A 23,397-nucleotide genomic window follows, 5' to 3' on the forward strand; every position below is an offset into this window, starting at 1 on the left:
ACGAAGCCTCTTCAATAGGCTCTATGATTCCGCCCTACTTGTGATAAGGTTCAGCTTAACGCGTAATCATCCAGTAGGCGTCCTTTATCATTCCATTGACCGTATATTTTATTTTCTCTGGTGTTTGTTATAAACTTGTCTAATCTGCTCCTATACAATTCCGGCTGATTCTTAACGCTCTGTATCGTATCGATCCGAACCCTTTTGTAAAGATCCGGGAATGCCATAAAATTTTCGTATACCTGCTTCTCTTCTTTCAGCCTCTGCTCGATCACTTCATCTATTCTAAAAGAATTGTGATCCATATCAGGGAGAACCCTTCTTCCCTCGTCTCTCATTAATCCCAGCTTTTCGAGACGCCGAACACGTTCTTTATTCAATTCAGTCCATGAGCTTTTTTTACTTCTAGGCGACAGCCTCTGAGCTATCGCTGTTTCTGAATATTTCTTTTTAAAGCCATCGATCCATCCGTAGCACAAAGCCCCTTCGACCGCGTCCAAATATAACAATGTATCAGGGGTGGGCGTCATACTAACCAATACCCAGCAAGACTTTGCATTCTTACCGTTGTTTTGCAGCCAATTCATTAGATCTTCTCTCGATTTTGCCGGAATTAAATTATCGATTTCCATAGCTATCATTCCCATCTCCTAGGGTAGTCTATATACTAAACATTAAAAAATGGCCTTCGATTGCAAGACCATTTTTTAACGATTTACTTTTTGCTGGAAATGACTTTATCAAGAAACAAGTCTGCATCGCTATTGAATTTCCAAGTAACCCCGAACTTATCAACCAGCATGCCGAAGCACGAAGACCACGGCCAATTGGATAACGGCATTGTAACCTTGCCGCCTACGGACAAATTGTTAAAGTATTCCTCCATTTTTTGTTTATCATCAAAGACAAGACTAATCAATAGGTTGTTCCCTTGCACCAATTCACCTGTTACCGCCTTCATGGAAGACAAAAGATCCGACATCATGATTTTCCCGCCTGCGAATTCGATTGCACACTCCATGATCATATTCAACTCATTATCCGGCAATGGATAGTTTGGATCTTGAGGAATATCCTTAAATTTCACTTTCTTCACGTCGTTTGCGTTAAACGCCTCCGAATAAAATTCAATCGCTTGTTCTGCAATTCCATCAAAGTTCAAATAGACAATAGCCGACATAAGTTAATACCCCCTTCTTGAGATACATGAAGTATAATGCATAAAAGGTGACAACTATATGTCACCATTCGAAGATAAAGTAGGGGAAAAGAGGAGAAACATGGACAAGGTTGAGAGACTTATTTCTATAATCATGATTTTACTGAAAAAAGATATCGTCTCAACAACAGAATTCGCGCATCTATTTAACGTTTCCAAAAGAACGATTCTTCGCGATATGGAAACACTGAGCTTATCCAGCATCCCTATTTATTCCATCACTGGAGTTAATGGCGGCTACGGTATTATGAACGAATACAAGGTTGATAAACGACTTTTAAGCAACTCCGACTTAGTGAACATATTAACTGCATTGAATGGATTGGAACAAATCCTAATTAGCGAAGAAGTTAAAATGACGATAAAAAAAATAGAAGCAATGGTTAGTCCATTGCCTCTGGTTAGTTCAATTCAAGTGTCATTTTATGATTGGAAGGGACGGTCCGAGATCGTTCAAACCTTGAAGACATGTCAGGATGCCATATCCATGAGAAGGTTAGTTTCATTCGATTATATAGATAAAAATGGAGCCGCGACAAATAGAATTGTCGAGCCCTACCAGCTTCATTTTAGCGAATCAAGCTGGTATCTGAAAGGCTTCTGTTTACATCGTATGAGATATAGAACGTTTAAATTGTCTCGGATCGATCATCTTAATATGGACGAAAAAACATTTAACCCTAGAGATGGTCTATTAGCGCAGGAACGCGACGCAACCTATCAGCCGGAAGCAGTCGCTATCAAAGCATTGATTACGCCAAGCATTAAAGATCAATTCATTGAAAGGTATGGTCGAAAGAGTATTGAGAATTATAGTCCCGACTATTTATTAGCAACAATATATGTCCCTCAAAACAGTATAGGATTCCGGTTTTTGGCGAGCTTCGGTACGAATCTACAGATAGTAGAACCGGAAGCCTATAGGGATGACTTTCGAAATTATTTAACTGAAATGATGGATAATTACCGTTCATCTCCAAGCATGGATGCCTCCGATGAAATTGATTGCTGAACTGCTTTTTCAATTAAATACTCTTTAATATGGGGGGGCTCAAAATTCACGGTGATTGGTAACCATAAAATCGGCCGGAGAAGAGCTTACCCCTTATATTTGTTTTTCTTAATACTTTGCTGCGCTATTTTTTACACAAATGTACTTGAAGCCTATTTTTTTGATTGGTACATTTAGATCAAATTCTACTTCTGAAAAGCAAGTGCTTCTAATGCAGCATTATAATTTTTTGAAGATTCAGAAAGTATTTATGATTCCCTGGGGAATGTCCACCTAAAGAGAAAAATTTTCAGAGTATAGTCGCCCATACATCAAAGAAAATTGTAGCGAATTTTTGGAGGTCTATACCTATGGTGGAGGAAGAATTAATAGCAAGGCTCACAAGGCACTTCAAAGAACGTGGCGATACTATCTCGATTGATTGCCTAAAATTTCACCTTTCACGTTCTGTATATGCTGAAGAATTTTCCGGTGAGGCTGAGTATAATCAATATCTAGAAAAACGGGAGGTTTTCCTAAAAAAAGTTTCTTCCACAGGGGTCGTCATTTATGGCGCCGGAGATGAGGGAAGATTAACATTTGAAGAGTTGAATACAAATGGGATAAAAATCCATGCATTTTTAGACACTTATAAAGCAATTGATCGCGGTGAGCTTTTTCTTGGTGTTCCCATCATTACACTTGCTGAATATTTGAGTAAATATAATTCTGATAATATACCGATTGTAATAACCCCTGTTTACAGTAAACATGAAATTATTAAACATTTAGAAGATAACGGAATTTCAAATCACTGTTTACTTGTAGAGGCTGGGAAAGAGCTGGCACAAATTCTCAGTGGACGTGTCGTAATTCCTGAAGCTAAACGATTATATGAGTTAAGTGGGGAAAAAAGATATTTTTCAATATCTGAACTTATCCCAAGCGACTCCGAGGTATTTGTAGATGTAGGCGCTAAAGATGGAAATACTACCAGAGACTTTGTAGATTGGTGCGATGGAAATTATTCAAAAATACATGTGTTTGAACCTGAGCCGGACTTTTTTGAATTAACAGTTGATAATTTGAAAAAGTATAGAAATGTAACTATTTCGAGTAAGGGTTGTGGCGAACAAGATGCCATTATCAAATTCAGTACCTTGGGGCTTGTTTCACAAATTGCAGACAACGGAACAATTGAAGTTCCAATAGTCAAGCTTGATGAAGTATTAAGGGACGAAAATATAACATTTATGAAGTATGGCAATAGTGGTAATGAATTATCAGCAATAAAAGGATCGGAAAAAATTATAACTAAACATAGACCGAAGATTGCAAGTATCGTAAGTAATTATGAAAGCGTATGTGAAATACCCAGATATTTATGGCAGATAAACCCGGATTACAAAATTTATTTGCGTCACTATAGTAATTATACTTCTGTAACGGTGATGTATGCGTTACCCTAAAGCGTAAGGCTTTCCACAACAAGAAAACCTATATAACAGGATTATTTCCCCGTTATATAGGTCGTTCAGATACAAGGCAACAAACAGTTGCTCAGCGTAATGTATTCCACAAACGGAATAGAGCGACGGCCGCTTCGGCTCTCGTCGTTAATCCATCCGGCACGAATCGATTGCCCGCCTGCCCTGACAGAATTCCGTGCTCGCGGGCAGCTTCGACATAAGGTTTAGCCCAGGCTGGAATGCTCGTATCATCGGAGAAGAATGGGCTTGCCGCTCTGTCGGCCTTCCATTTCATGGCCTTCGAGACCATCGCGGCCATTTCCGACCGGGTTACCGTCTGCATCGGCCGTAACGTGCCATCGGGATACCCGGCGAGAATGCCTTCGGCAACGGCCGTCCGAATCGCAGGTCGAGCCCACTCGGGGATGCTCCCCTTATCGTTGAAAGATACATCGCTTGTCTCCATTCGGGTAGGGATACCGAGAGCCCGCTGAAGCATAACGGCGAACTCTGTGCGCGTGACGTAGCGATTAGGCTCAAAGCTATGCTTACTCACGCCTTCCACGATTGCCCGACTTGCCGCTTCGCAAATGCTGGATTTTGCCCAGTGATTCTCTATATCCGTAAACGGACATGCCCGAGAAGGGGAAGAGCTATTGTCGTTCTTAACTACGCGATTAATCGTTACGGTATACTTTTTGATCGTTCCATCCTCTGCCTGAACCGTTATCGCCAGTACGTTGGCCCCTATCGACAATGGAACGTTCGTTGTTCCATCGATGCGTTCGCCGAGTAGCTTGACAATCGCCTTGGCATGATCGGAAGTCAATTGCAGTTCTACCTGCTCAGCTTCCGTCACTGCTGCGTACTCCGTAGTCCCCGGCGTGAATGCAGGCGATAATTCCAGTGCTTTACCGGACATGGATACATTTAATTTAGCTAGATCCGCTTGACTGGATCGGGCTGCCGATGGCGCTGATGACGATGGCGTTGGCGCCGCGCCCACTGTAACCGTAGAAGAGTGGGCTGTAACCTCTGCACCATTAAGATAGACGGTTAACCTATGATTTCTAGCGGTTTGGGTCCCGTTAGCCGGTAGAGAGACGATGGCTTCTGCGCTTGTGGCACTGTTCACGCTCGCTGTGGCAGCCATGACTCCGTCCACATATACGTTTACCGTCTGCCCGATCAGGTTCGTGCCCGATATCGTCGCGACAGTGCTGCCTCCCGTGCTAGGCAAGCTTGTTGGAGTAGAGAAGATCTCCGTAATCACGGGTGCAGCGACCGCAAAGCTCGCGCTTGCTGCGTCAAGCGTATTTTGAAAGACATTCCTCACTGCGTTCCCGGCAACAAGCACCTCGTAATCTCCATCTTCCAGAGTGTCGTTAAAACTTAAAGTAAATGTTCGGGAAAGCTCTTCATAGCTTGGCGTATAGGCCGTGAATGCCTGTCCGTCCTTCTGCATGCCGATCAGCGGCAACGCATTGGCTGAAGTCAGCGGAGTTCCGCCTGCGATCCAATACACAGCTTCGCTAACGGAAACCGTAACCGTCGCAGGCGGGGCGATGAACCGTTGATTGTCTGTGAATCCGCCGAATGTCACGGTCGGCTTGGTCGTGTCGTACAGCACGTTCAACGTGTTGGATGCTGTATTGGGAATTCCTACTGTATCCGTCACTGCTCCTGCCGACACCACTACCGTCACGGCCTGACCGCTCGTCGTTGGGCTTACGGTAGCCGTATACGTCGCAGGATTCACCGACACCAGGTTCGACACCGTTCCATTCCCGATCGCCAGGTCATCTTCGGTAAAACCGCTGACGCTTTCGCTAAAGACGATGGTCACCGGAAAATCGGCGTTTACCGTCCCCCCTGCTGAGGTAGAAACCGTTACAGTCGGCGCTGTGTTATCCAGTACAAAGGGATTGGAAACCGCATCGACGATATTGCCGACTTTGTCGCTGGCTCGAACGTGCAAGTACCAGTTGCCGTCGCCGCTTGTTTGACTTAGCGTGTCTCCATCGTCGAAGGCTGTCCATCCGCCGGCCGGAACAGCCGCACTCTGCGTCCATGCATATTGCAAGGAAGCGGAATCGACACCGCTTTCCGTATCGCTTACCGTAATCACACTGGATGCGCTGGTCGCCGCCGTGGTCCGACCATTGGTGCCGAACAGTACACTCGGTTTAGTCTCATCGATCGCTAACGTAACCGTGTACGTTTTACTAGGCTTCAAATACGGCTCGACGCGAACGGGGATGTCGAAGCTGGTCGGCGCTCCCGGTACGTTAATCGTTGCGGCGCTGCCGCTCGCGACCCATTCATGATTGACATACAAGTCTGCTTGAGGCGCATTGTTAAGCGTCGCCGTGAGACTTGCGCTATTCGGCAAGGAATCCTTAAAGTAAGCCGTATAGGTAGTGTCGGAGGCTTGAAAGGATTCGTTGAAGTCTCCCTCTTGAAGCGTTAAAGCCAGTAGATTGTCATTGCCGCGCGTAGTTGCTTGACTACCATCGTTGCGTCCCCATCCAACGACGGTACCATCAGCTTTGAGCGCGAGGGAGTGGTACCCTCCGGCGGCGATTGCCACGACTCCGCTAAGTCCTGCCGGCACGGATGTCTGGCCATAAGCATTGGTTCCCCAGGCGACGACGGTGCCGTCTGATCTCAGCGCGAGTGAATGGCTTTCCCCCGTGGCGATCGACACCACGCCGGTCAGTCCTGCAGGCACGCTAATCTGATTATAATTATTCTGTCCCCATCCAACCACGGTGCCATCCGATTTCAATGCGAGTGAATGGTTGTTGGAGGCGGCGATTGCCGCCACGCTGCCCAGCCCTGCCGGCGGGGAAGCTTGACCATAAGTGTTTAGTCCCCATCCGGCGACAGTGCCGTCAGATTGGAGCGCGAGTGAATGTTCTCGTCCCGTGGCGATCGACACCACGTCCGCGAGTCCCGCCGGGGCGATCCTTTGACCATAACTGTTGTTTCCCCATCCTACAACGGTACCATCCGCTTTCAACGCGAGTGAATGATTTTGTCCCGCGGCGATTGCCGCCACGCTGCCCAGCCCTGCCGGCGGGGAAGCTTGACCATAAACGTCCTGTCCCCATCCAACGACAGTACCGTCCGATCTCAGCGCAAGCGAATGATAGGTTCCAGCGGCAATCGCCGCTACTCCGGTGAGTCCCCCTGGAATCTGATTCGCGACACCTCCTCCCCATCCGACGACCCTGCCATCCGATCTTAACGCCAGCGAATAAAACAGGCCTGCGGTAATCCGGTTGCCTTTGACGGGTAAAGATTGAGCCGCTGGTATGGTCGTTTGTCCACTATGGTTTCTTCCCCATGCGATGATGGTGCCGTCCGATTGCAGTGCAAGCGAATGCGTGGTTCCGACAGCAATCGACATCACATCGGCGAGTCCCCCCGGAACGGTACTTTGACCATTATCGTTGCCTCCCCATGCCACAGCGGTGCCATCCGCTTTCAGCGCAAGCGAGAAGTCATTTCCCGCGGCAATCGACACCACATCGGTGAGCCCCGCCGGAACGGTACTTCGACCGTTTCCATTGTGTCCCCATGCCACAACGGTGCCATCCGCTTTCAGCGCAAGAGAATGAACGTGTCCGGCCGCAATCGACACCACATCGGCGAGTCCCGCCGGTACGCTCCGTTCACCGCTGTTGTTGATTCCTCCCCATGCAACTACGGTACCGTCCGATCTCAGCGCAAGCGAATGATAGGCTCCAGCGGCAATCGATATCACATCGGCGAGTCCCCCCGGAACGGTAATTTGACCAATATCATTGTCTCCCCATGCCACAACGGTGCCATCCGCTTTCAGTGCCAGCGAATGCTCGGATCCTGCTGCGATCGACACCGCATCGACGAGTCCCGCCGGAACGGTACTTCGACCATCTACATTGTATCCCCATGCCACAACGGTGCCATCCGCTTTCAGTGCCAGCGAATGCTCGAATCCTGCTGCGATCGACACCACATCGGCGAGTCCCGCCGGAACCGTACTTTGACTTTGATTATTGCCTCCCCATGCCACAACGGTGCCATCCGCTTTCAGTGCCAGTGAATGCGAATTTCCCCCGGCGATTTGCACGATCTCTCTACTTCCATTCCCTTTGTCCGCAGCATCTGCTGAATGGAGATTGAAGGGAACGATCAAGCTGAACAACATGACGAACGCCACAGCAAGGCGAGCGCTTTTCCATCTTCTAAGCGATAACAATATGTACACTCTCCTTGATCCTCATCCTGATTTTGTCGAAGTTCCTAGAAGGGGATCTTATCATAAGGCTATGAAAGAACAATGAAAGAAAAGTAGCTTAAGATGGATACAATTGAAGATAAGCATTTTGCAATAAACGGCAGCCTATCCGCCATCAAGCTGAAGAACAAAAAAGGCGATCACAGGTTATCCCTGTGCCGCCCTTCAATGTTATGCGCCTTAGTGAGATTATTGAGATACAGCATTTTAACAAGTGGAATTCGCAGGAGAGCATGGCTATCGAACGAGAAGGAATTATTATCTAAGAACGCTCGTCAATCAGCCGTTCTAGAAACTCCGCAAATGTTGAAGCATACTGGTCGATCATATCATTCATGAGATCATAACACATGATCGGAAATTCTCCCTGTTTATCTCTAGTAGACGTATCAAAAAAATAAAGCTCGTCGCTATCCGGTACGAACAAGTCCAGTCTATGGGGAAACCGACTTACCCACCATTCCTCGGCTTTATTCAGTCTGTGTATGTAAAGAAGGTCTCCGTCGTAATAGTCTCTGTGTTCCGGAGGAGCGATCGCCAGAATATTCCCGCCACTCAACTGGGCATTACCGAAATGAACCAGCCACCAGCGATAAGATGGCGGCAGGCGGAATCCTAATTCCTCTTCGACTTCCGCTATCCAGTTCTCTTCCGCACCATGACCAGGAAACCATTTTAAAGCGGAAGTCGTTTTCAGTTTTTCTGCCAAACGTTCATACATGAGTTCGATCCTCTCTCCCTATACATGGGTTTATTGTAGGTTATGGATGTCTCTCCTGCCTTCTACAAATGATATGGCGGCGCTTTTCCTGCTACAATGTTGTCAGGATGAACGTCAGTTGGCTCATAGTCATTCATGCGGAGAAAGATATACTCAATTTCTTCTAATCGCATCTGCAATTTTTGGCTGACTTCATAGAGTTCCATGTCCTGTGAAAGAAGTATCCGTGCTTGATTTATTTTTCCATTTAGCCAATTGTTTTCAAGCATCCATTCTTTCACCAGGTCCAGTAGATGACCTTGGGTTTTCTTATCTCCATGCTTATTATATTTTGCAACTGACTCTGACAGATAGTTCCAAAGATGAATACCTAACATCTCACGTTGCTCATGCTTGGACATCCGTTGGTACTGCTCGTAGCTTATGCGGATATCTAATTCGAGGGTATGATCCCTGCTATCAAAACGTCTGAATGTTTTTCGACCGTAGCTTTCAGGTAAAACACGCAATACAAAAAAGATATCATAGGGAAACTTCCATGTATTTGCTAATTCCTCTAACGGCAGCAGCTCATCTCTCAATTGACCCACACACGTTCCATGCGTATCCAGAGTAAAAACTAGTTTCATGCATGCCTCCCTCTCCCACACTTAAGGAGCGCCCGGCTCATCTGTTATTTTCCGCAATCGCTTCGCACCCTTTCGACAAGAGCCACTGCTCCATAACGGCAAACGCCCGTTGTGCATCCTGTTCATAGATGACGGCCACCTCTTGCTGGTAGGCATAATTCAATCGTACATAGCCACCTAGTTGACGGTAGAACAGGAAGCAAGCATATCGGGTTTCAATGGACAAATCCGGCGGAAAATCCGCTTGGCACATTCCGGCAAGATCGGGCAGCGAAAGCTTGTCCTGCCCTTGCGGCAAACGCAAAAAGAGATGGCTCCGAGTGCCCGTCCACGGCTCATAATAGACGACCTCCTCTTGACTGGTCCCATACACCTGACGATAAACTTCGTTCAGCACCAAGGCGTACATCCCTTCGTCTTCCTGCTCCGGTACCTGCAGGGAAACCGCCTTTACGTGCTCCGCATGCCGAGGCAGCCAGAGCAGCCCAGCCGTCTGGGGATGAACTGCCAGAAAATCACCGTCCACCGTTGTACCTATAACGATACACTCGCCGATCTGTTGCTCAGTTATAGGGCTATCTTCCTCATGCTCCCATAACCCGTACTCGGCAAAAGGTTTAAGCACCTCCGTATCCGGAAACTGAACATTCATCCACCCTCTGTACGTCCCTTGGCCGAATCGCCGCAAAAACCGGAGGTAACCTGGTGGATACACAGTGGCGTCTACCTTCGAAAGTGCTTGGTTTTGGCCTTCAGATAGCGGTCTTGGCCGAGATACGATGTACATAAATGCTCCTCCTGTTACCAGAAACGATCAATAAGCATAGCTCAGTTTGAAATGAACCGGGTCTGCACTCCGCGCAGATGGTCATATCTGCTTTGAGACTTCGATTCTCGCAACCTATCGAGACTGTCGCTGTCGGCTCGAATTTACTTCATGGAATGCTGCGGTCATTTGCCTCTTTTGTATGAATTGGCCAATTGGGCTAGATACCAGACAGCCGCACCCACAAGGACAGTGAACACAAGATTTATGCAGCCGAACACGATCAGCGACTTCGCCTTGCCGGGGCCGATCCGGAAAGCGGCCGCGAGCTGGAAGATGGCGGGTAGAAGAAACGCCATGCAAGAGACGGTTATAAGCTTTTCTGTTTTGAAGCTCCACCATACCGCCGAACATGATGCAACGAGCAACCCAGGTAAAGATTAACTTTAACGCAAAGTTGGTAGGATGAAATTGCGCTTGCTTATGCGTTGCTTTGGCATACGTACATGACCACTTTGTTCTCTTGAGTCTCATCTCTGCCGATCACTTTGGCATGCCCTTCGCTCAGCTCTCTAAGTGCTTCAACCGTCTTCTCATGGTTATTCGACTTGATATGCAAATTAGCAAATGATCTTCCCATAGGTATCCTCCTCAAACCACAGGTGTTATTCGTTCATACCCAATCTATTAACCCTATGTAACATGAGGCTTATCTCCATTATAAAGATCGATTTTCTTGAATCCACTGACTTTTTACCTGAATTCTGGGGATGCGGCCGATCCTCTTCCGCATAAAAAAGAGGGTTTCTCTTCGTCGCTTTAGGACTTTAAGACCTCCTCTGTTGGGGCATTCGATTTCAATGCAATATTTCTGCCTGGAGTTTTAACCCCTCTAGGGATAGGATTCATAATCTGTATTTGCTAAGTTATTCGTTTTACTTGTGGTAAGCTTCGGCTTAACGGGGCTATCGACGAAGTTCACCTTTGCTTCTCCTTTCAAAAATTCGTGGACCTGAGTGTCCATCTCAGGGAAGTACCAATCGATTCTTCGCATCTTCAGCACAGTTGCTGGGCTCATAGAATTACCGCTCAGCTTCTGTGAATGGAAGCGAGCGGCTGCAATTGGTTCGTATTCGGCTTATTTTATATCAATTTTTTCAACCTTTATCAAAGGGATCGTGATATTCCCGCCCATTGTTGACTTGTATGTATAAAGACCTTCTGATACCCCATACAAGTTAACATTATCATCCTCTAGCACTCTAACTTTTGTTAATGATGAAGGATAGTAGACATATATTACATTGTTATAATTGCTATTGACCGCAACTCTAAGATTTACTTCAGAATCACCCTCCACAACTTGAAGCACTTTGCCTGAAAACTTGACCTTCTTTCCTTCATAGTCATCAGGCGTCCGCGCCAACTGCTTGAATGTAATTCCTGTTTCATAACCTTTCTTTTCATCCGCTTCTGCCTTAGCCAGTTTCCTAGCAGCTTCAGCAGCAGCCTCTTCTTTTTCTTGAGCTAGTAATTGTTCTTTAGCTTGTCTATCTTGTTCAGCTTTCAAATCATTTGCAGCTTGTTGAGCATCAACTTCAGCTTCTGACAAATTTTTATATTTAGCCTCAAGCACAGAGAATTCATCAATGCGCTTTTTTGCCGTTTCTAATTCCTCCATCGTTTTTTGTGAATCACTTTTAAGCTTGGCATTGTCATCCAATGTCTTTTGATATTCACTTTGCAGTTTGGCATTGTCTTCTAAAGCCTTTTGATATTCATCATTGGAACCACTAGAGCAAGCGGACATACTTACAGTTAGAATAAGTGCAATACCAATAAGAGATAGCTTTTTCATGTTCTTATACCCCTTTACTGATTAGAAATCTTATAACACGATGTTAGGCGGATTTCTCCGAGATACAAATAGCGAGCCGCCTTTGGGAAGCAAGCTCGCTTGGTTTATTATGGAAATCTTCCATTATGGGAGTATAGTATTGTAAATAAGCTCCCGATGTAATAATACCCCTGCACACCTATCTTGTCATCCATATTTCTACAAATTTAAACAATCGTTGATGTCATTCGTGATAATGTTACAATAAAGAACCATTCCATCGGTCGATCCAGAAATAACGAAAAGGCCTCTACATTCGTCAGCAGTGGATCGTTGCCGGCAGTACGATAATATATGCGCAACTTGATCGGTAATGAGACTCCTAACCTTTTTCCGTGTTAAGGGCCATCCTTTGTAGGATGGCCCTTACGGCGTGTTTTAAAAGTAATTTCGGTATGCTCGATGTCCGCGCTAATAACACCACTGTACCTCCGAACGGTACCGATTCAGAGTAAATTATTGAGCCGCCGTTCGTGTCATAAGACACGATCTGTTGGCTGTTGTTGGACGAATCTAATCCGGCAAATGCGGAAGATCCGAATGCCATTAACGACACAATGACAGCCACCGCCAACAAGTAACCTCTTATCTTCGCTGTGATCCTTTTCTTTCCCTGACGAATTCCTGACCCTTTCATCATCGCGCCCCTTTCTCCTGCCCTAATGATTAGAACTTTTGATACTGCGAGCTCTCCGCAAAGTAGTACAACATCGTATAGTGGCATTAACCGGCATGGCATGCGGCGGCTGGAGCGCATCAGGTAAATACGAACGTTGCAACATTTATGATGTTATTCACAAAACGCGAAAAAATGCATGTCTATCGTTACTAAATAGGTCTAACCGAACCGCAACTGACCTGAGAGCGATGACACCAACGCTGGAAGTACCGTTAGCTTCTGCTTAATCAAGGTCGAAATCACGATCCTTTCTAAATCGCCTTTGCTATCCGATGCAAATACTATTGGGGTTAAGATAAGTCATAATGAGCCGGAGCGAGCTGTGATTGACGCTAATCTTTGGTAATTTTATAATCACAGTATGACAATACCCATTCTATCTACGAAGTTATACATGCCGCCTTCCATGCGCAAAGTCGTGCCCAGGCATAGATTATTCATAAGAATGAACGAGGGGTTACGCGGCAAGTTGACTCTCGTCTCCGCACAGGCCGGCTTCGGCAAAACGACGCTCGTCGCCGAATGGGCAGCCGGTTGCGGCAGGCCAGTCGCTTGGCTGTCGCTGGACGAAGGGGATAACGACCCTGTACGTTTTCTTCACTATTTGGTCGCCGCATTGCGAACAGTCGCGACGAATATCGGGGAAGGCGTATTTAGCATGCTCCGGTCTCCGCAGATGCCACCGACCGAGTCGATCGTGTCGGCACTGATCAACGATATCTCCGCCGTCCGGAGCTCGTTCGTACTCGTCCTTGACGATTATCATTCGATCGATGCCGGACCGGTTGATCACGCGATCACGCTCCTCATCGAACGTATGCCGCCACAGGTCCATCTCATTATCACAGCCCGTCAAGACCCTGCGTTGCCGCTTGCGAGGTTGCGCGTCCGTGACCAGCTATCCGAGATTCGAAGCGACGACTTGCGCTTCACGGCTGATGAGGCCGCGCAATTCCTGAACGAATCGATGAGCTTGCAGCTCTCCGATACCGAGGTGTCGCTTCTCGAAACCCGTACCGAAGGCTGGATCGCCGGCTTGCAGCTCGCCGCGCTCTCGCTGCGAAACCACGCCAACGCTGCGGCTTACCTACATTCGTTCGCTGGCAACCATCCTTACGTGCTGGATTATTTGATTGAAGAGGTGCTGCAACAACAGCCGGATCACGTACAGACGTTTTTGCTGCGCACGTCTGTCCTTGAGCGCCTAAGCGGGCCGCTGTGCGATACGATCATCGGACGAGAAGAAACTTGCGGACAGCGTACGCTAGAGCAGCTCGAACGGATGAACTTGTTCCTCATCCCGCTAGACAGCGAACGCCAATGGTATCGGTATCACCATCTGTTCGCCGAAGCGCTGAGACAACGGTTGAAGCGCGACTCTTCCTCGGGAGAAGAGGCGGAAGTGCATCTTCGCGCCAGCGAATGGTACGAAGAGAACGGCTTTGAGCTTGATGCGTTCCGCCATGCGGCAGCGGCGGAAGACGTTGCGCGCGCAGCTCGGCTTCTGGAAGGAAACGGGGTGCCGCTGCTTTTTCGCGGCTCCGTAGGGCCCGTGCTGAAATGGCTAGCTACGTTGCCGGCCGCGACACTGAACGCGACGCCTTCGCTCTGGGTGACGTACGCTTCCGCGCTGCTGTTCGCAGCGGGGCCTACCGATGTCGAACCGAAGCTACAAGCCGCCGAGGCCATCCTTCAAAGCCGCGATCCGGACGAGGAAATCCGCGATCTGATCGGGCATATCTCGACTATCCGAGCAACAATCGCCGTTTCCCGGCACCAAGCCGATGAAATCGTCGCCCAGTCTCTTCGCGCGCTGGACTATTTGCGTCCGAACAACCTGCCCATCCGCACCGCGACGACATGGTCGCTCGGATATGCCTACCAGTTACGGGGAGAGCGCGCCGCGGCCGGCGAAGCGTATACGGAAGCGATCGCAATCAGCAGGGCGATTGGACACTATATCATCCATATCATGGCTTTAATCGGACTTGGCAACGTGCAAGAAGACGACAATCAGCTCTCTCTCGCGGAAGAAACGTACCGCGGTGTGCTTCGCCTCGCAGGTGAACCGCCGATTCCGGTCGCCTGCGAGGCGCTGCTAGGCCTGGCGAGAATTAGCTACGAACGCAATGACCACGATGCCGCCGAGGAACAGGCCCGTCACGCACTGCGCTTGGCGCGGCTCATCGAGAACACGGACCGGTTCGTTGCCTGCCAACTGTTCCAAGCGCGTATGATGCTTGCAAGGGGAGACCTATCCGGTGCCCAAGCAACGATTGTCGAGGCCGGACATACCGCGCGCTTGCATCGGTTTGTGTTGCAACTGCCCAGTATAGCCGCCGTGCAAGCGGAGACGTTATTGCGGCAAGGCAAAGAGGACGAAGCCCGAGCGGCTGTCGGCTCTTACGAACTCCCGCTTAGCCAAGCCAGAGTGAGCTTGGCCTTAGGCGACGCATCTGCCGCGCTCGCCGCGCTCGAACCCTTCATCGATCAAGCCGAAGCGAAAGGTTGGGCGAACGAACGGCTGAAGGCAACGATCTTGCGGTCGCTCGCGTTTCAAGCGAGCGGAGACAAGAAGTCGGCGCTTCGTCAACTCGGCGAGGCGCTTGCAATGGCGGAGCCCGGCGGATTCGTCCGGAGCTTCGTCGACGAAGGGATGCCGATGGCGAAGCTTTTATTGGAAGCGGCCGATCGTGGCCAATCCCCAGACTACGTTGCCAAACTATTGACCGCGTTCGAAGCGGAGAACGGCGGTAAGCCTGGGGTGCTTTGGGAGACGATCCGGCCGTTCGTCGAGCCCCTCAGCGAGCGCGAGCTCGAAGTACTGCGACTTATCGCGCAAGGGCTCTCGAACGAGGAAATCAGCAAGCGGTTATATCTCGCATTGAGCAGCGTCAAGGGGCACAACCAGAATATCTTCGGCAAGCTGCAAGTCAGACGGCGCACCGAAGCGGTGGCGCGGGCCCGCGAGTTGGGTTTGTTGCAGTAATAACGATACTTTAGTAGCTTCGCGTCAAGCGATGTTGTCGGTACACTATTCTTAAAATGCGCAAGCGGAGGAATCGTACCGATGTTTACGAATCGTAACTTGAACAACTTGACGCTTATTGGCGGCATTGCTGCGCTGATCAATGGATTCGCGTATATCGTGGGGATAGGGCTCGTATTCTCATACCTGAGTCCGATCATGGATGCCGAAACCGAAGAGTACGTTAAATTCATGGTGGATCATCAGACGTTGATGTTCGTCTGGCACCTTCTTATCTACTTGGTTGCCGGCGTGTCTATGGTTCCTCTGACACTCGCGCTACACGAAAGGCTTAAGCATGGTTCACCCTCATTGATGCTGATCACCACCGCTTTTGGGTTGATCTGGGTCGCCACGGTCATTTCCAGCGGCATGATCATCGTCAACGATCTGGGGATCATCGCCGATCTGTACGGAAAAGATCCGGAACAAGCCGTGACGGTGTGGTTATCGCTGTCTGCCGTGGAGAAAGGGTTAGGCGGAGTGATCGAGCTTCCGGGCGGATTATGGATATTGCTCGTGAGCTGGGCTGCACTGCAATCGGGTCGTCTTCCGAAGGTCTTAAACGTCACCGGTCTTGTCATCGGCGCAGCAGGGGTCTTGACGGTTGTCCCCGCGCTTTACAACGGAGGATACGTGTTCGGAATAGGTGCAATCGCATGGTTTATCGGGGTGGGCATCGTCTTGTTGCACAGTCACTACAGCGCCGCATCGTCTAAGCCCAGCGGAATCGCTTCGGGAATCGACTGAATAGGAGGAGAAACCCATGAGAGCCATGGTCCAAATCTCGTATGGTGCGCCGGAAGTGATTGTCCCGCAAGAAATCGCGAAACCGTCGCCTGGAGACAAGGAAATACTCATACGTCTCCAAGCTGCCTCGGTAGGGCCGTCGGACTGCGCTTTTCGCAAGGGCGATCCGTTTATCATTAAACTGATATACGGACTATCCAGACCGAAATTCGCGATCGGAGGATGCGAATTAGCCGGAGAGATCGAAGCCGTCGGCAAAGAGGTAAAGCATTTTAAAGTGGGAGATCGCGTTTTGGGGATGAGCGTCAAAAACTTCGGCGCTTACGCCGAATATAAGTGCCTCTCCGAAGAGAGCCCCCTTGCGGTTATACCGGACAACATCGCCTTTGAAGATGCCGTCGGCATCTGTGACGGGGGGGCTACCGCATTGACGTTTCTAAGAGATAAGGCCAAGTTGCGGAAAGGACAGAAAGTGCTGATTAACGGTGCCTCGGGGGCCGTCGGCATCTATGCCGTGCAATTATCCAAATACTTTGGCGCCGAAGTAACCGGTGTTTGCTCGGCCGGAAACGAGGCACTGGTAAGAGAAGCAGGAGCGGATTACATTATTGATTATACCCGGGAAGACTTCACTAAGGCGGACAACACCTATGATGTCGTTTTTGATGCTGTAGGCAAACGCTCCTTCTCGGCATGCAAGCGCGTGCTTACGGCCAACGGAATTTATTTGACTACCGTACCCAAGCTGTCTAGCATCTTGCAGATGGTGCGGACCTCCCTGGTTAAAGGCAGACGGGCTATTTTCGCAACGGCCGGCCTTATGCAAAACAACGCGAATTTGATGTTTCTCATGGAGCTCGCAAGAAACGGAACGCTGAAAGCCGTGATCGATCGTCGATATCCTCTGGAGCATATGCAGGATGCCCAGCGGTATGTCGAGACCGAGCGTAAAAAGGGTAACGTGATTATTAAGTTTTAAAGTCAAAGATTTTAAACCGAAAAGTGTTGGTACCGGTATAACCCCTGTACCAACACTTTTTCGTTTTGAGCATGACACTGAATAAACCTTAGTGGAGAATGGATTATTTGCGTTCCAGCATACGTTGAATGAGAACAATCGCTTCCGCTCGTGTTGCCGTGCCATTGGGCACGAATAGATTAGCTTTACGGCCTTGTACGATGCCAAGGTCGGATGCCAAGACTACGAATGGCCTCGCCCATGCCGGAATCTCCTTATCGTCTGCAAACTTCGTTGGCGAATCGGCAGCTTGCGTTAAACCCAACGCTCTTACAATTACCGATGTCAGTTCCACCCGAGAGATAAGAGCATTCGGGCGAAAGCTTCCATCGCCGAAACCCGATATTAGCTTATGCTTTACCGCCAAAGCGATAGATTGACGCGCCCAAGCCCCAATATCCTTGTCATCCTTAAATGAAACCGTCGTATCCTCATCCCTATCCGTATATCCCAAAGCTTTCACAATCAGCTTCACAAACTCGGCGCGGGTGATTTCTTGGTTTGGCTGGAAGCTGTTGTTGGCATAGCCGCTCGCCCATCCATCAATTAAAGCCCGATTAATGTAGGCTTCTGCCCAGTGACCGGCCACATCTGCGTAGGTCACTGGCTGCTTAGTGCCTGATCCCGGTTGCTCCGGATCTGGCTTGGGAACGGGTTTATCCGGCTTCGGATTCGTGTCCGTTGGATCAGGCTTCACATTTGTTCCCGGGCTTGTTCCCGGGCCTGTCCCTGGATCTGTTCCCGGACCCTCTCCTCCACCTGTGTTGCTTACAACAACGACGGGAACGGTTGTTTCGCTTCCGCCGAATCGTGCGGTCAACGTCACTTCGCCCGCTTTATGTCCACTTACAAGTCCATTGCCGCTGATTGTTGCAACCGAAGAATCCGATACCGAATAAGCGCTATCCGCGGTTACGTCCTTCGTCTCTCCATTCCAATAATGGGCAGTTACTGTCGTTGCAACGCTGGTCCCGACTACAGCTTCGTAGCGATTTTTATCAAAAACGATCCTTGAAACAACTGGGACGAAGCTCACTTCAACCTGTTTTCCCAGTAGCAAGCCGTCCCGCATCGCTGTAACCGTCGCCTTACCTGGGGTTATTGATGTAATATGCGTCGAATATACCCCATATACCGTTTCCGTAACTGACCCGATCTCGCCTAGATCCGTTGCAAAAATCACGTCACCACCGCTTTGCGTCAACGCATTGCCAAATTTGTCATAGAGATGCAACACGATCTCTGCTTTGCTCTCCCCATCGGCGGGCAGACTGTCAGGCTCAAGCTCCAGCACGGAATTGGCCGCGTCAGGATCGCTAGACAGAAAGTTTACTTCAGTTGTAAGGCCTAGAGGAACACCGTTAATAACGACACTTACAGTAGATTTACCTGCTTCGGTGGACGTTAACCGTGCTTCATACTTGCCGGAAGCAAGCTCTGTTAAAGGCTCCAGAATTCCACGTGTTGCGGTAAGCGACACATTGGGCACGCTAGACGACATTGCGTTCCCCCAAGCATCTTTAATTTCTAGCGTTAAAATAGACGAACTTGTCCCGTCAGCGGTAACCGAAGTCGGAGCCGCATAAAATGAGGAAGCGCTGGCACTTGGAGCCCCGGGGGCCACTTGAACAGTAAGCTTAGTCAAAACCCTTAATCCATTAATCGTAGCTGCTATTTCACTTACACCTACCCGCTCCGACTCGAACGTCGCCACGAATTTCCCCTCGTTCGCATAAGTTACCGTTCTGACGACTCCGTTATTTGCCTCCATTTGCACCCGATCGGTGCCTATGTCCAGAGCCGTTCCTGCGCTATCCGCAAGCTGAAGCGACACCTGAATCGGATCGCCGGCCTTTGTGGTTCGGGCTGTATCCGCTGTCCATGTCGTTTTCGAAAGAGTACCGAAGGTCAATTGCGCCAGCTTACGGATCTCCGTCTCCGTTCGATTGCCTCCCAATGCATTAGAAAAGTTACTGCCTACACTCCATACGGAGCCGTCGGCCCGCAAAATGCTTGTATGTGCATTGCCCGCCACCGCCAATACAATGTCGGTAACCGGCGTTCCGTCTTCGCTATCCGTAACTTGACCCGGTATGGGTATAGCAGGCTGGTCCCATTCTCTGCCCAATTGATATTGGAACGATCCGCTTGAGTCATTTCGGTTGGAGCCCCACGTCCACAACGTACCGTCGTTTTTTACCGCCACGTTGTGCAGAAACCCCGCGGCCATCAGCTTGACATTTCCGAAAGAGCTGCCGTCCTCTGATACGACCGGTCGTGCGCTGGTCGCCATCTGAAAATCGCCTCTCCCCAACTGCCCGCTGTAATTATCTCCCCAGGCCCATAATACACCATCCTCCTTGAGGGCGAGCGAGTTATAGCCTTTAGCCGATATTTGCTTCACTCCAGTCAAATTCCCGGATCCGTCTCCATCGATTACGGACACGGGATACGATCTATTAGCTTGCGATCCGTTTCCCAATTGGCCGTTGGTATTCATTCCCCAAGCCAACACTTCACCGGTCGAGGTCAGCGCAAGAGAATGGAATTGACCTGCCGCTACAGCTGTTATCCCGTAAAGTTTATCCGTAGAAGACGCCATTGTTTGAACGGGAGTCGCTATCTTCGAGGATTGGGTTCCATTCCCGACTTGCCCCATGATATTGCTTCCCCAAGCCCAGACGCCTCCATCCTCGTCAAGTGCAAGCGAGTGAGAGTCGCTCGTCGAAATTTGAATTATTTTGCTGTTGTTAAACCCGGCTATTTTCATGGCCACGTTTGCGTTACCCGTGCGTCCAATCTGACCCATGTTGTTTTCTCCCCAAGAGTAAACCGTACCGTCACGCTTGAGCGCGAGCGAATGCTGTGAGGCCGCCGAAACAGCTACAACATCAGACAAAAGCTGTCCGTTCCCGTCTTTGACCGCCGAAGCGTACCCCCGGTTACCCGTACCCCCTACTCCCAGTTGTCCGCTAATATTCCGGCCCCAAGACATAACCGTTCCGTCACTCATCAAGGCCAACATATGATAAGTCCCCGCAGAAATGGACTGAACGGTCAACGAGGACTGGGGTACATCTGCCGCGTTAACGGTTGGATAAGGAGTTGTCCACGAATTCGCAATGAATATAATGAATAGACTATAAATAAGCTTTTTCACTGCTCTGCCTCCAGATTAGTAGTCTTCCACCCAACAAAACTTGTAGCCAAAGCCGCGAACCGTTTGAATATACTTCGGTTCCGAAGGATTGGATTCGATTTTTTTACGTAAATAGCGAATATGAACGCTTACCGTGTTCTCCTCGCTTGTCCCTTCCAGCCCCCAAATTCTGTCGTATAGCAAGCTTGCGCTGAACACTTGATTGGGGTGATCGGCCAAAAATAAGAGAAGCTGCCGTTCCTTAGCCGATAATCCTACCGTCTGTCCGCCAACTGTCACTTCGCAGCTATCCAGATCGATGCTCAATTCCTGATTACGCAATCTATTCTTATAATTCGACTGCTTCCAATAAGCGTAGCTGCGCAACTGTGTCCGAATGCGTGCGATCACGACGTCGACATCGAAAGGCTTGACGATATAATCGTTTGCCCCTCCCTCCAAGCCGGCTACGATATCGCCGCCTTCCTTCCTGCAAGTAATCAGAATGACGGGGATATCCGAGCGGTTGCGGATTTCAGCGCACAGGCTCATTCCGTCTCCGTCCGGAAGATTAATATCCAGCAGAGCCAGATTAGGCAATTCATTGCCGAGTAAAGCTTGTGCCTCTCTCACGCTACCAGCTGTCGTCACGCGAAATCCGCTGCTCTCCACGCACAACCGCAGCAGCTCCCGAATATCCCGTTCATCTTCAACGATCATGATGTGCCCGTCCGACATTTTAAGCACCTACCCTTCACTCCGATATCGTCTTCATCCTACATTTATTGTGGTATTCCCTCTGAAAATGACGCGGCACAATGTACATCCTAGCTACGCCAGTTTAAGAGTAGATTAAGAGAATGAAAAAAAGGAGGCTCCCGCCCTTATGCGGTCTCCTCCGGCTTCTTCTCCCTTTCATGTGCATAACGCAACGGAAAACGGATATAAAATGTGCTTCCTTGAGCAGATGAACGTTCAAGTCCGACCTCGCCGCCATGAGCGTTCATAATTTCTCGACATATCGGTAATCCCAGCCCCGTTCCCGTAATCGCTCCTGTCTTAGCACCCTTCCCCCGATAATAGCGCTCGAAAATAGACTCACGCTCGCCCTCCTCTATCCCGCACCCACTGTCGATTATCCGGATAGTAATGGCTGAAGGCTGAGCCCCGAGTCCCTCCATTGTCGCCTCGATGCGAATCGTGCCTCCCGGAGCTGTAAACTTCCGCGCATTCGACAACAAGTTAGCAAACACTTGCTCCACGCGCATCGGATCGGCGTAAATGGCCGTAAATCGATCAGGCCAATAAGGCTCCGGCATCGGAACCCAGGAGAAGGTAAAGCCCTGCTCCAGCATGTCCATCTGCACCTTCGAACACAGCCTGGCGAATAAAGCCTCAAACGGAACAAGCTCATATTCGAACTGAATATGTTTATTTTCAAGCCGGACGATTTCCAGCATATCGTCGATCATCCGCTCCATCACCAGCGATTTATCATGAATGACTTGAAGATAGCGGGTTTCTCCCGCCGGAATCGTACCATTGAGCATTAACTGGACATAACCTTTAATCGCCGTAATCGGCGTGTTGAGCTCATGACTCACTTCGGAATACATATTGCTGCGAATCTGATCGATGTGGGATAGCTTTTCATTGGCTATTATGAGCTCGCCATTTACCTTCGCCAGCTCCTTGTTCGTTGAACGTAACTGTGCCATACGCATAAGCCGCATTCCCATGATTATCCCCAGACAGATGATTGCCCCGCCGAAACCAAGAAAGGTCCAGCCGATCTGGGCAAGCGCGTGATGCGACGTCAACAAGGTCCGCGTCGTAGGGAAGAGTCCGAATTGCCCGCTCACCGCCCGGCCAAGTACAAGCCCTCCAATAAACAAGGCATTTCCGATTGCAAACACCATGATTTCTGAATTTCTTCGCCGTTTAAGGGCAAGAAAAAGAACAACGATTAATGCGAGTAACAGACATGTCGAAACATAATCGTAAAAAAGTCGATAGAATAGCAGCTGCGCTTGTTCACCGAACAACAGCCAACCCGCAACCGCAACAAAGGCATAGACTAACACCGCGTAACCCAGATTACGTATCCACTTGCTGCCTTTACCGCCAACAATCGCATACGTAATCATAATCCCGCTGGCATATCCAATATACCAATTAAAGTGAATGAGCGATCCCCAGACCCATAGAGCTTCCGGTCGGAAAGCGAACTGCCAGCCTCCCCACAAGACGGTTAAATCTATAGCAAGACTCGCGAAAAAAACGGCAAAATAAATAAAAAGCGTTTGGCTGCGATTAAAAAAATACAATAGTAAAGATACCGCGCTTAACAGCGATAGCACAATTGCCCCAGCCCACATCGGCGCTTCCGTTCGTAGCAGCTTTAGCGCTAATGTCGATGAGGTTCCGAACCATACCTCGAAGCCTTCCAGATTCTGATGAGGGGAAATGCGAGCTACCAGTACCTGATCTTCATGACCCGTTATATTGTCATACGAAATCATTCTCCAAGAAATAAATCCCGATGGCAGAAGCTTCTCTGACTTGAAGACAGGCTTGCCGTCCAGAAATAAGGTAATCTCAAAATCCTTAACTTGATAGGAATAAACCAGAAGCTGCCCCGATGAAACCCCTTTTTTCGAAAGATTAGCTTTAAGCCAAAGCTCGTCGCCTGGATGAGCGCCATTCCGATCCGAATCCATCTGAGAGAATGGCTGCCATTCCGAGGGCAACTGTCCCTTCGTCATATTTCCGAAATAATAGGCTTCCCAAGCGATCTTTGATGCCC

16 protein-coding genes and 1 pseudogene are annotated in these 23,397 nt (G+C 49.1%); 5 read left to right on the plus strand and 12 right to left on the minus strand.

Annotated elements, in window-relative coordinates:
- Nucleotides 1-50: 50 nt before the first annotated feature.
- Entirely contained in the window at nt 51-632 is a 582-nt protein-coding gene (locus ACFO1S_RS00790; RefSeq protein ID WP_204604100.1) for a YdeI/OmpD-associated family protein, read from the minus strand.
- Nucleotides 633-715: 83 nt separating this feature from the next.
- A complete protein-coding gene (locus ACFO1S_RS00795; protein WP_204604004.1) occupies nt 716-1,180 on the minus strand; it encodes a VOC family protein in 465 nt (154 codons plus the stop codon).
- 100 nt (nt 1,181-1,280) lie between these two features.
- On the opposite strand from ACFO1S_RS00795, the gene ACFO1S_RS00800 reads away from it, so the two are divergent.
- Together ACFO1S_RS00800 and ACFO1S_RS00805 are read left to right on the plus strand one after the other, a co-directional pair.
- Nucleotides 1,281-2,231: a helix-turn-helix transcriptional regulator gene (locus ACFO1S_RS00800; protein ID WP_204604003.1), complete on the plus strand. Its 951-nt coding sequence runs from the start codon at nt 1,281-1,283 to the stop codon at nt 2,229-2,231.
- 350 nt (nt 2,232-2,581) lie between these two features.
- Nucleotides 2,582-3,679 carry an FkbM family methyltransferase gene (locus ACFO1S_RS00805; RefSeq protein ID WP_204604002.1) on the plus strand — a complete coding sequence of 366 codons (1,098 nt, stop codon included), beginning with the start codon at nt 2,582-2,584 and terminating at the stop codon, nt 3,677-3,679.
- 91 nt (nt 3,680-3,770) lie between these two features.
- Here the strand turns inward: ACFO1S_RS00805 and ACFO1S_RS00810 are convergent, their stop codons facing one another.
- The 6 genes from ACFO1S_RS00810 to ACFO1S_RS00835 all read right to left on the minus strand — a co-directional run bounded on the left by ACFO1S_RS00810 (nt 3,771) and on the right by ACFO1S_RS00835 (nt 11,938).
- Nucleotides 3,771-7,934 carry an S-layer homology domain-containing protein gene (locus ACFO1S_RS00810; protein ID WP_204604001.1) on the minus strand — a complete coding sequence of 1,388 codons (4,164 nt, stop codon included), beginning with the start codon at nt 7,932-7,934 and terminating at the stop codon, nt 3,771-3,773.
- A gap of 292 nt (nt 7,935-8,226) precedes the next feature.
- A complete protein-coding gene (locus ACFO1S_RS00815; RefSeq protein WP_204604000.1) occupies nt 8,227-8,685 on the minus strand; it encodes an SMI1/KNR4 family protein in 459 nt (152 codons plus the stop codon).
- Between the two features lie 62 nt (nt 8,686-8,747).
- Nucleotides 8,748-9,314 (minus strand): hypothetical protein, encoded by a 567-nt coding sequence (locus ACFO1S_RS00820; RefSeq protein WP_204603999.1) that lies wholly within the window; start codon nt 9,312-9,314, stop codon nt 8,748-8,750.
- A 37-nt stretch (nt 9,315-9,351) separates the two neighbouring features.
- Nucleotides 9,352-10,101 (minus strand): hypothetical protein, encoded by a 750-nt coding sequence (locus tag ACFO1S_RS00825; RefSeq protein ID WP_204603998.1) that lies wholly within the window; start codon nt 10,099-10,101, stop codon nt 9,352-9,354.
- A 460-nt stretch (nt 10,102-10,561) separates the two neighbouring features.
- Complete coding sequence (locus ACFO1S_RS00830) at nt 10,562-10,720, minus strand: hypothetical protein (protein ID WP_204604109.1); 159 nt, start codon at nt 10,718-10,720, stop codon at nt 10,562-10,564.
- A gap of 498 nt (nt 10,721-11,218) precedes the next feature.
- Entirely contained in the window at nt 11,219-11,938 is a 720-nt protein-coding gene (locus ACFO1S_RS00835; RefSeq protein ID WP_204603996.1) for a toxin regulator, read from the minus strand.
- A gap of 1,163 nt (nt 11,939-13,101) precedes the next feature.
- Here ACFO1S_RS00835 and ACFO1S_RS00840 point away from each other — a divergent pair.
- The 3 genes from ACFO1S_RS00840 to ACFO1S_RS00850 all read left to right on the plus strand — a co-directional run bounded on the left by ACFO1S_RS00840 (nt 13,102) and on the right by ACFO1S_RS00850 (nt 17,413).
- Complete coding sequence (locus tag ACFO1S_RS00840) at nt 13,102-15,645, plus strand: winged helix-turn-helix domain-containing protein (RefSeq protein WP_378126048.1); 2,544 nt, start codon at nt 13,102-13,104, stop codon at nt 15,643-15,645.
- Between the two features lie 81 nt (nt 15,646-15,726).
- On the plus strand, nt 15,727-16,434 hold the full coding sequence (locus ACFO1S_RS00845) for a DUF4386 family protein (RefSeq protein ID WP_204603994.1): 708 nt from the start codon (nt 15,727-15,729) through the stop codon (nt 16,432-16,434).
- A gap of 16 nt (nt 16,435-16,450) precedes the next feature.
- Entirely contained in the window at nt 16,451-17,413 is a 963-nt protein-coding gene (locus tag ACFO1S_RS00850; protein ID WP_204603993.1) for an NAD(P)-dependent alcohol dehydrogenase, read from the plus strand.
- Nucleotides 17,414-17,516: 103 nt separating this feature from the next.
- On the opposite strand, the gene ACFO1S_RS00855 is transcribed toward ACFO1S_RS00850, so the two are convergent.
- The 4 genes and pseudogenes from ACFO1S_RS00855 to ACFO1S_RS00870 form a co-directional block, all read right to left on the minus strand.
- Nucleotides 17,517-19,487 (minus strand): invasin domain 3-containing protein, encoded by a 1,971-nt coding sequence (locus tag ACFO1S_RS00855; RefSeq protein ID WP_378126079.1) that lies wholly within the window; start codon nt 19,485-19,487, stop codon nt 17,517-17,519.
- Nucleotides 19,488-19,580: 93 nt separating this feature from the next.
- Nucleotides 19,581-20,612 (minus strand): annotated as a pseudogene (locus tag ACFO1S_RS00860) (RCC1 domain-containing protein); the annotation flags it as partial.
- A gap of 15 nt (nt 20,613-20,627) precedes the next feature.
- Nucleotides 20,628-21,329, minus strand: a complete 702-nt coding sequence (locus ACFO1S_RS00865; protein ID WP_378126080.1) for a response regulator transcription factor — start codon at nt 21,327-21,329, stop codon at nt 20,628-20,630.
- Nucleotides 21,330-21,475: 146 nt separating this feature from the next.
- A complete protein-coding gene (locus ACFO1S_RS00870; protein WP_204603990.1) occupies nt 21,476-22,738 on the minus strand; it encodes a sensor histidine kinase in 1,263 nt (420 codons plus the stop codon).
- Nucleotides 22,739-23,397 lie beyond the last annotated feature (659 nt).

Source organism: Cohnella boryungensis, assembly GCF_042651945.1.
Lineage (GTDB): Bacteria > Bacillota > Bacilli > Paenibacillales > Paenibacillaceae > Cohnella > Cohnella boryungensis.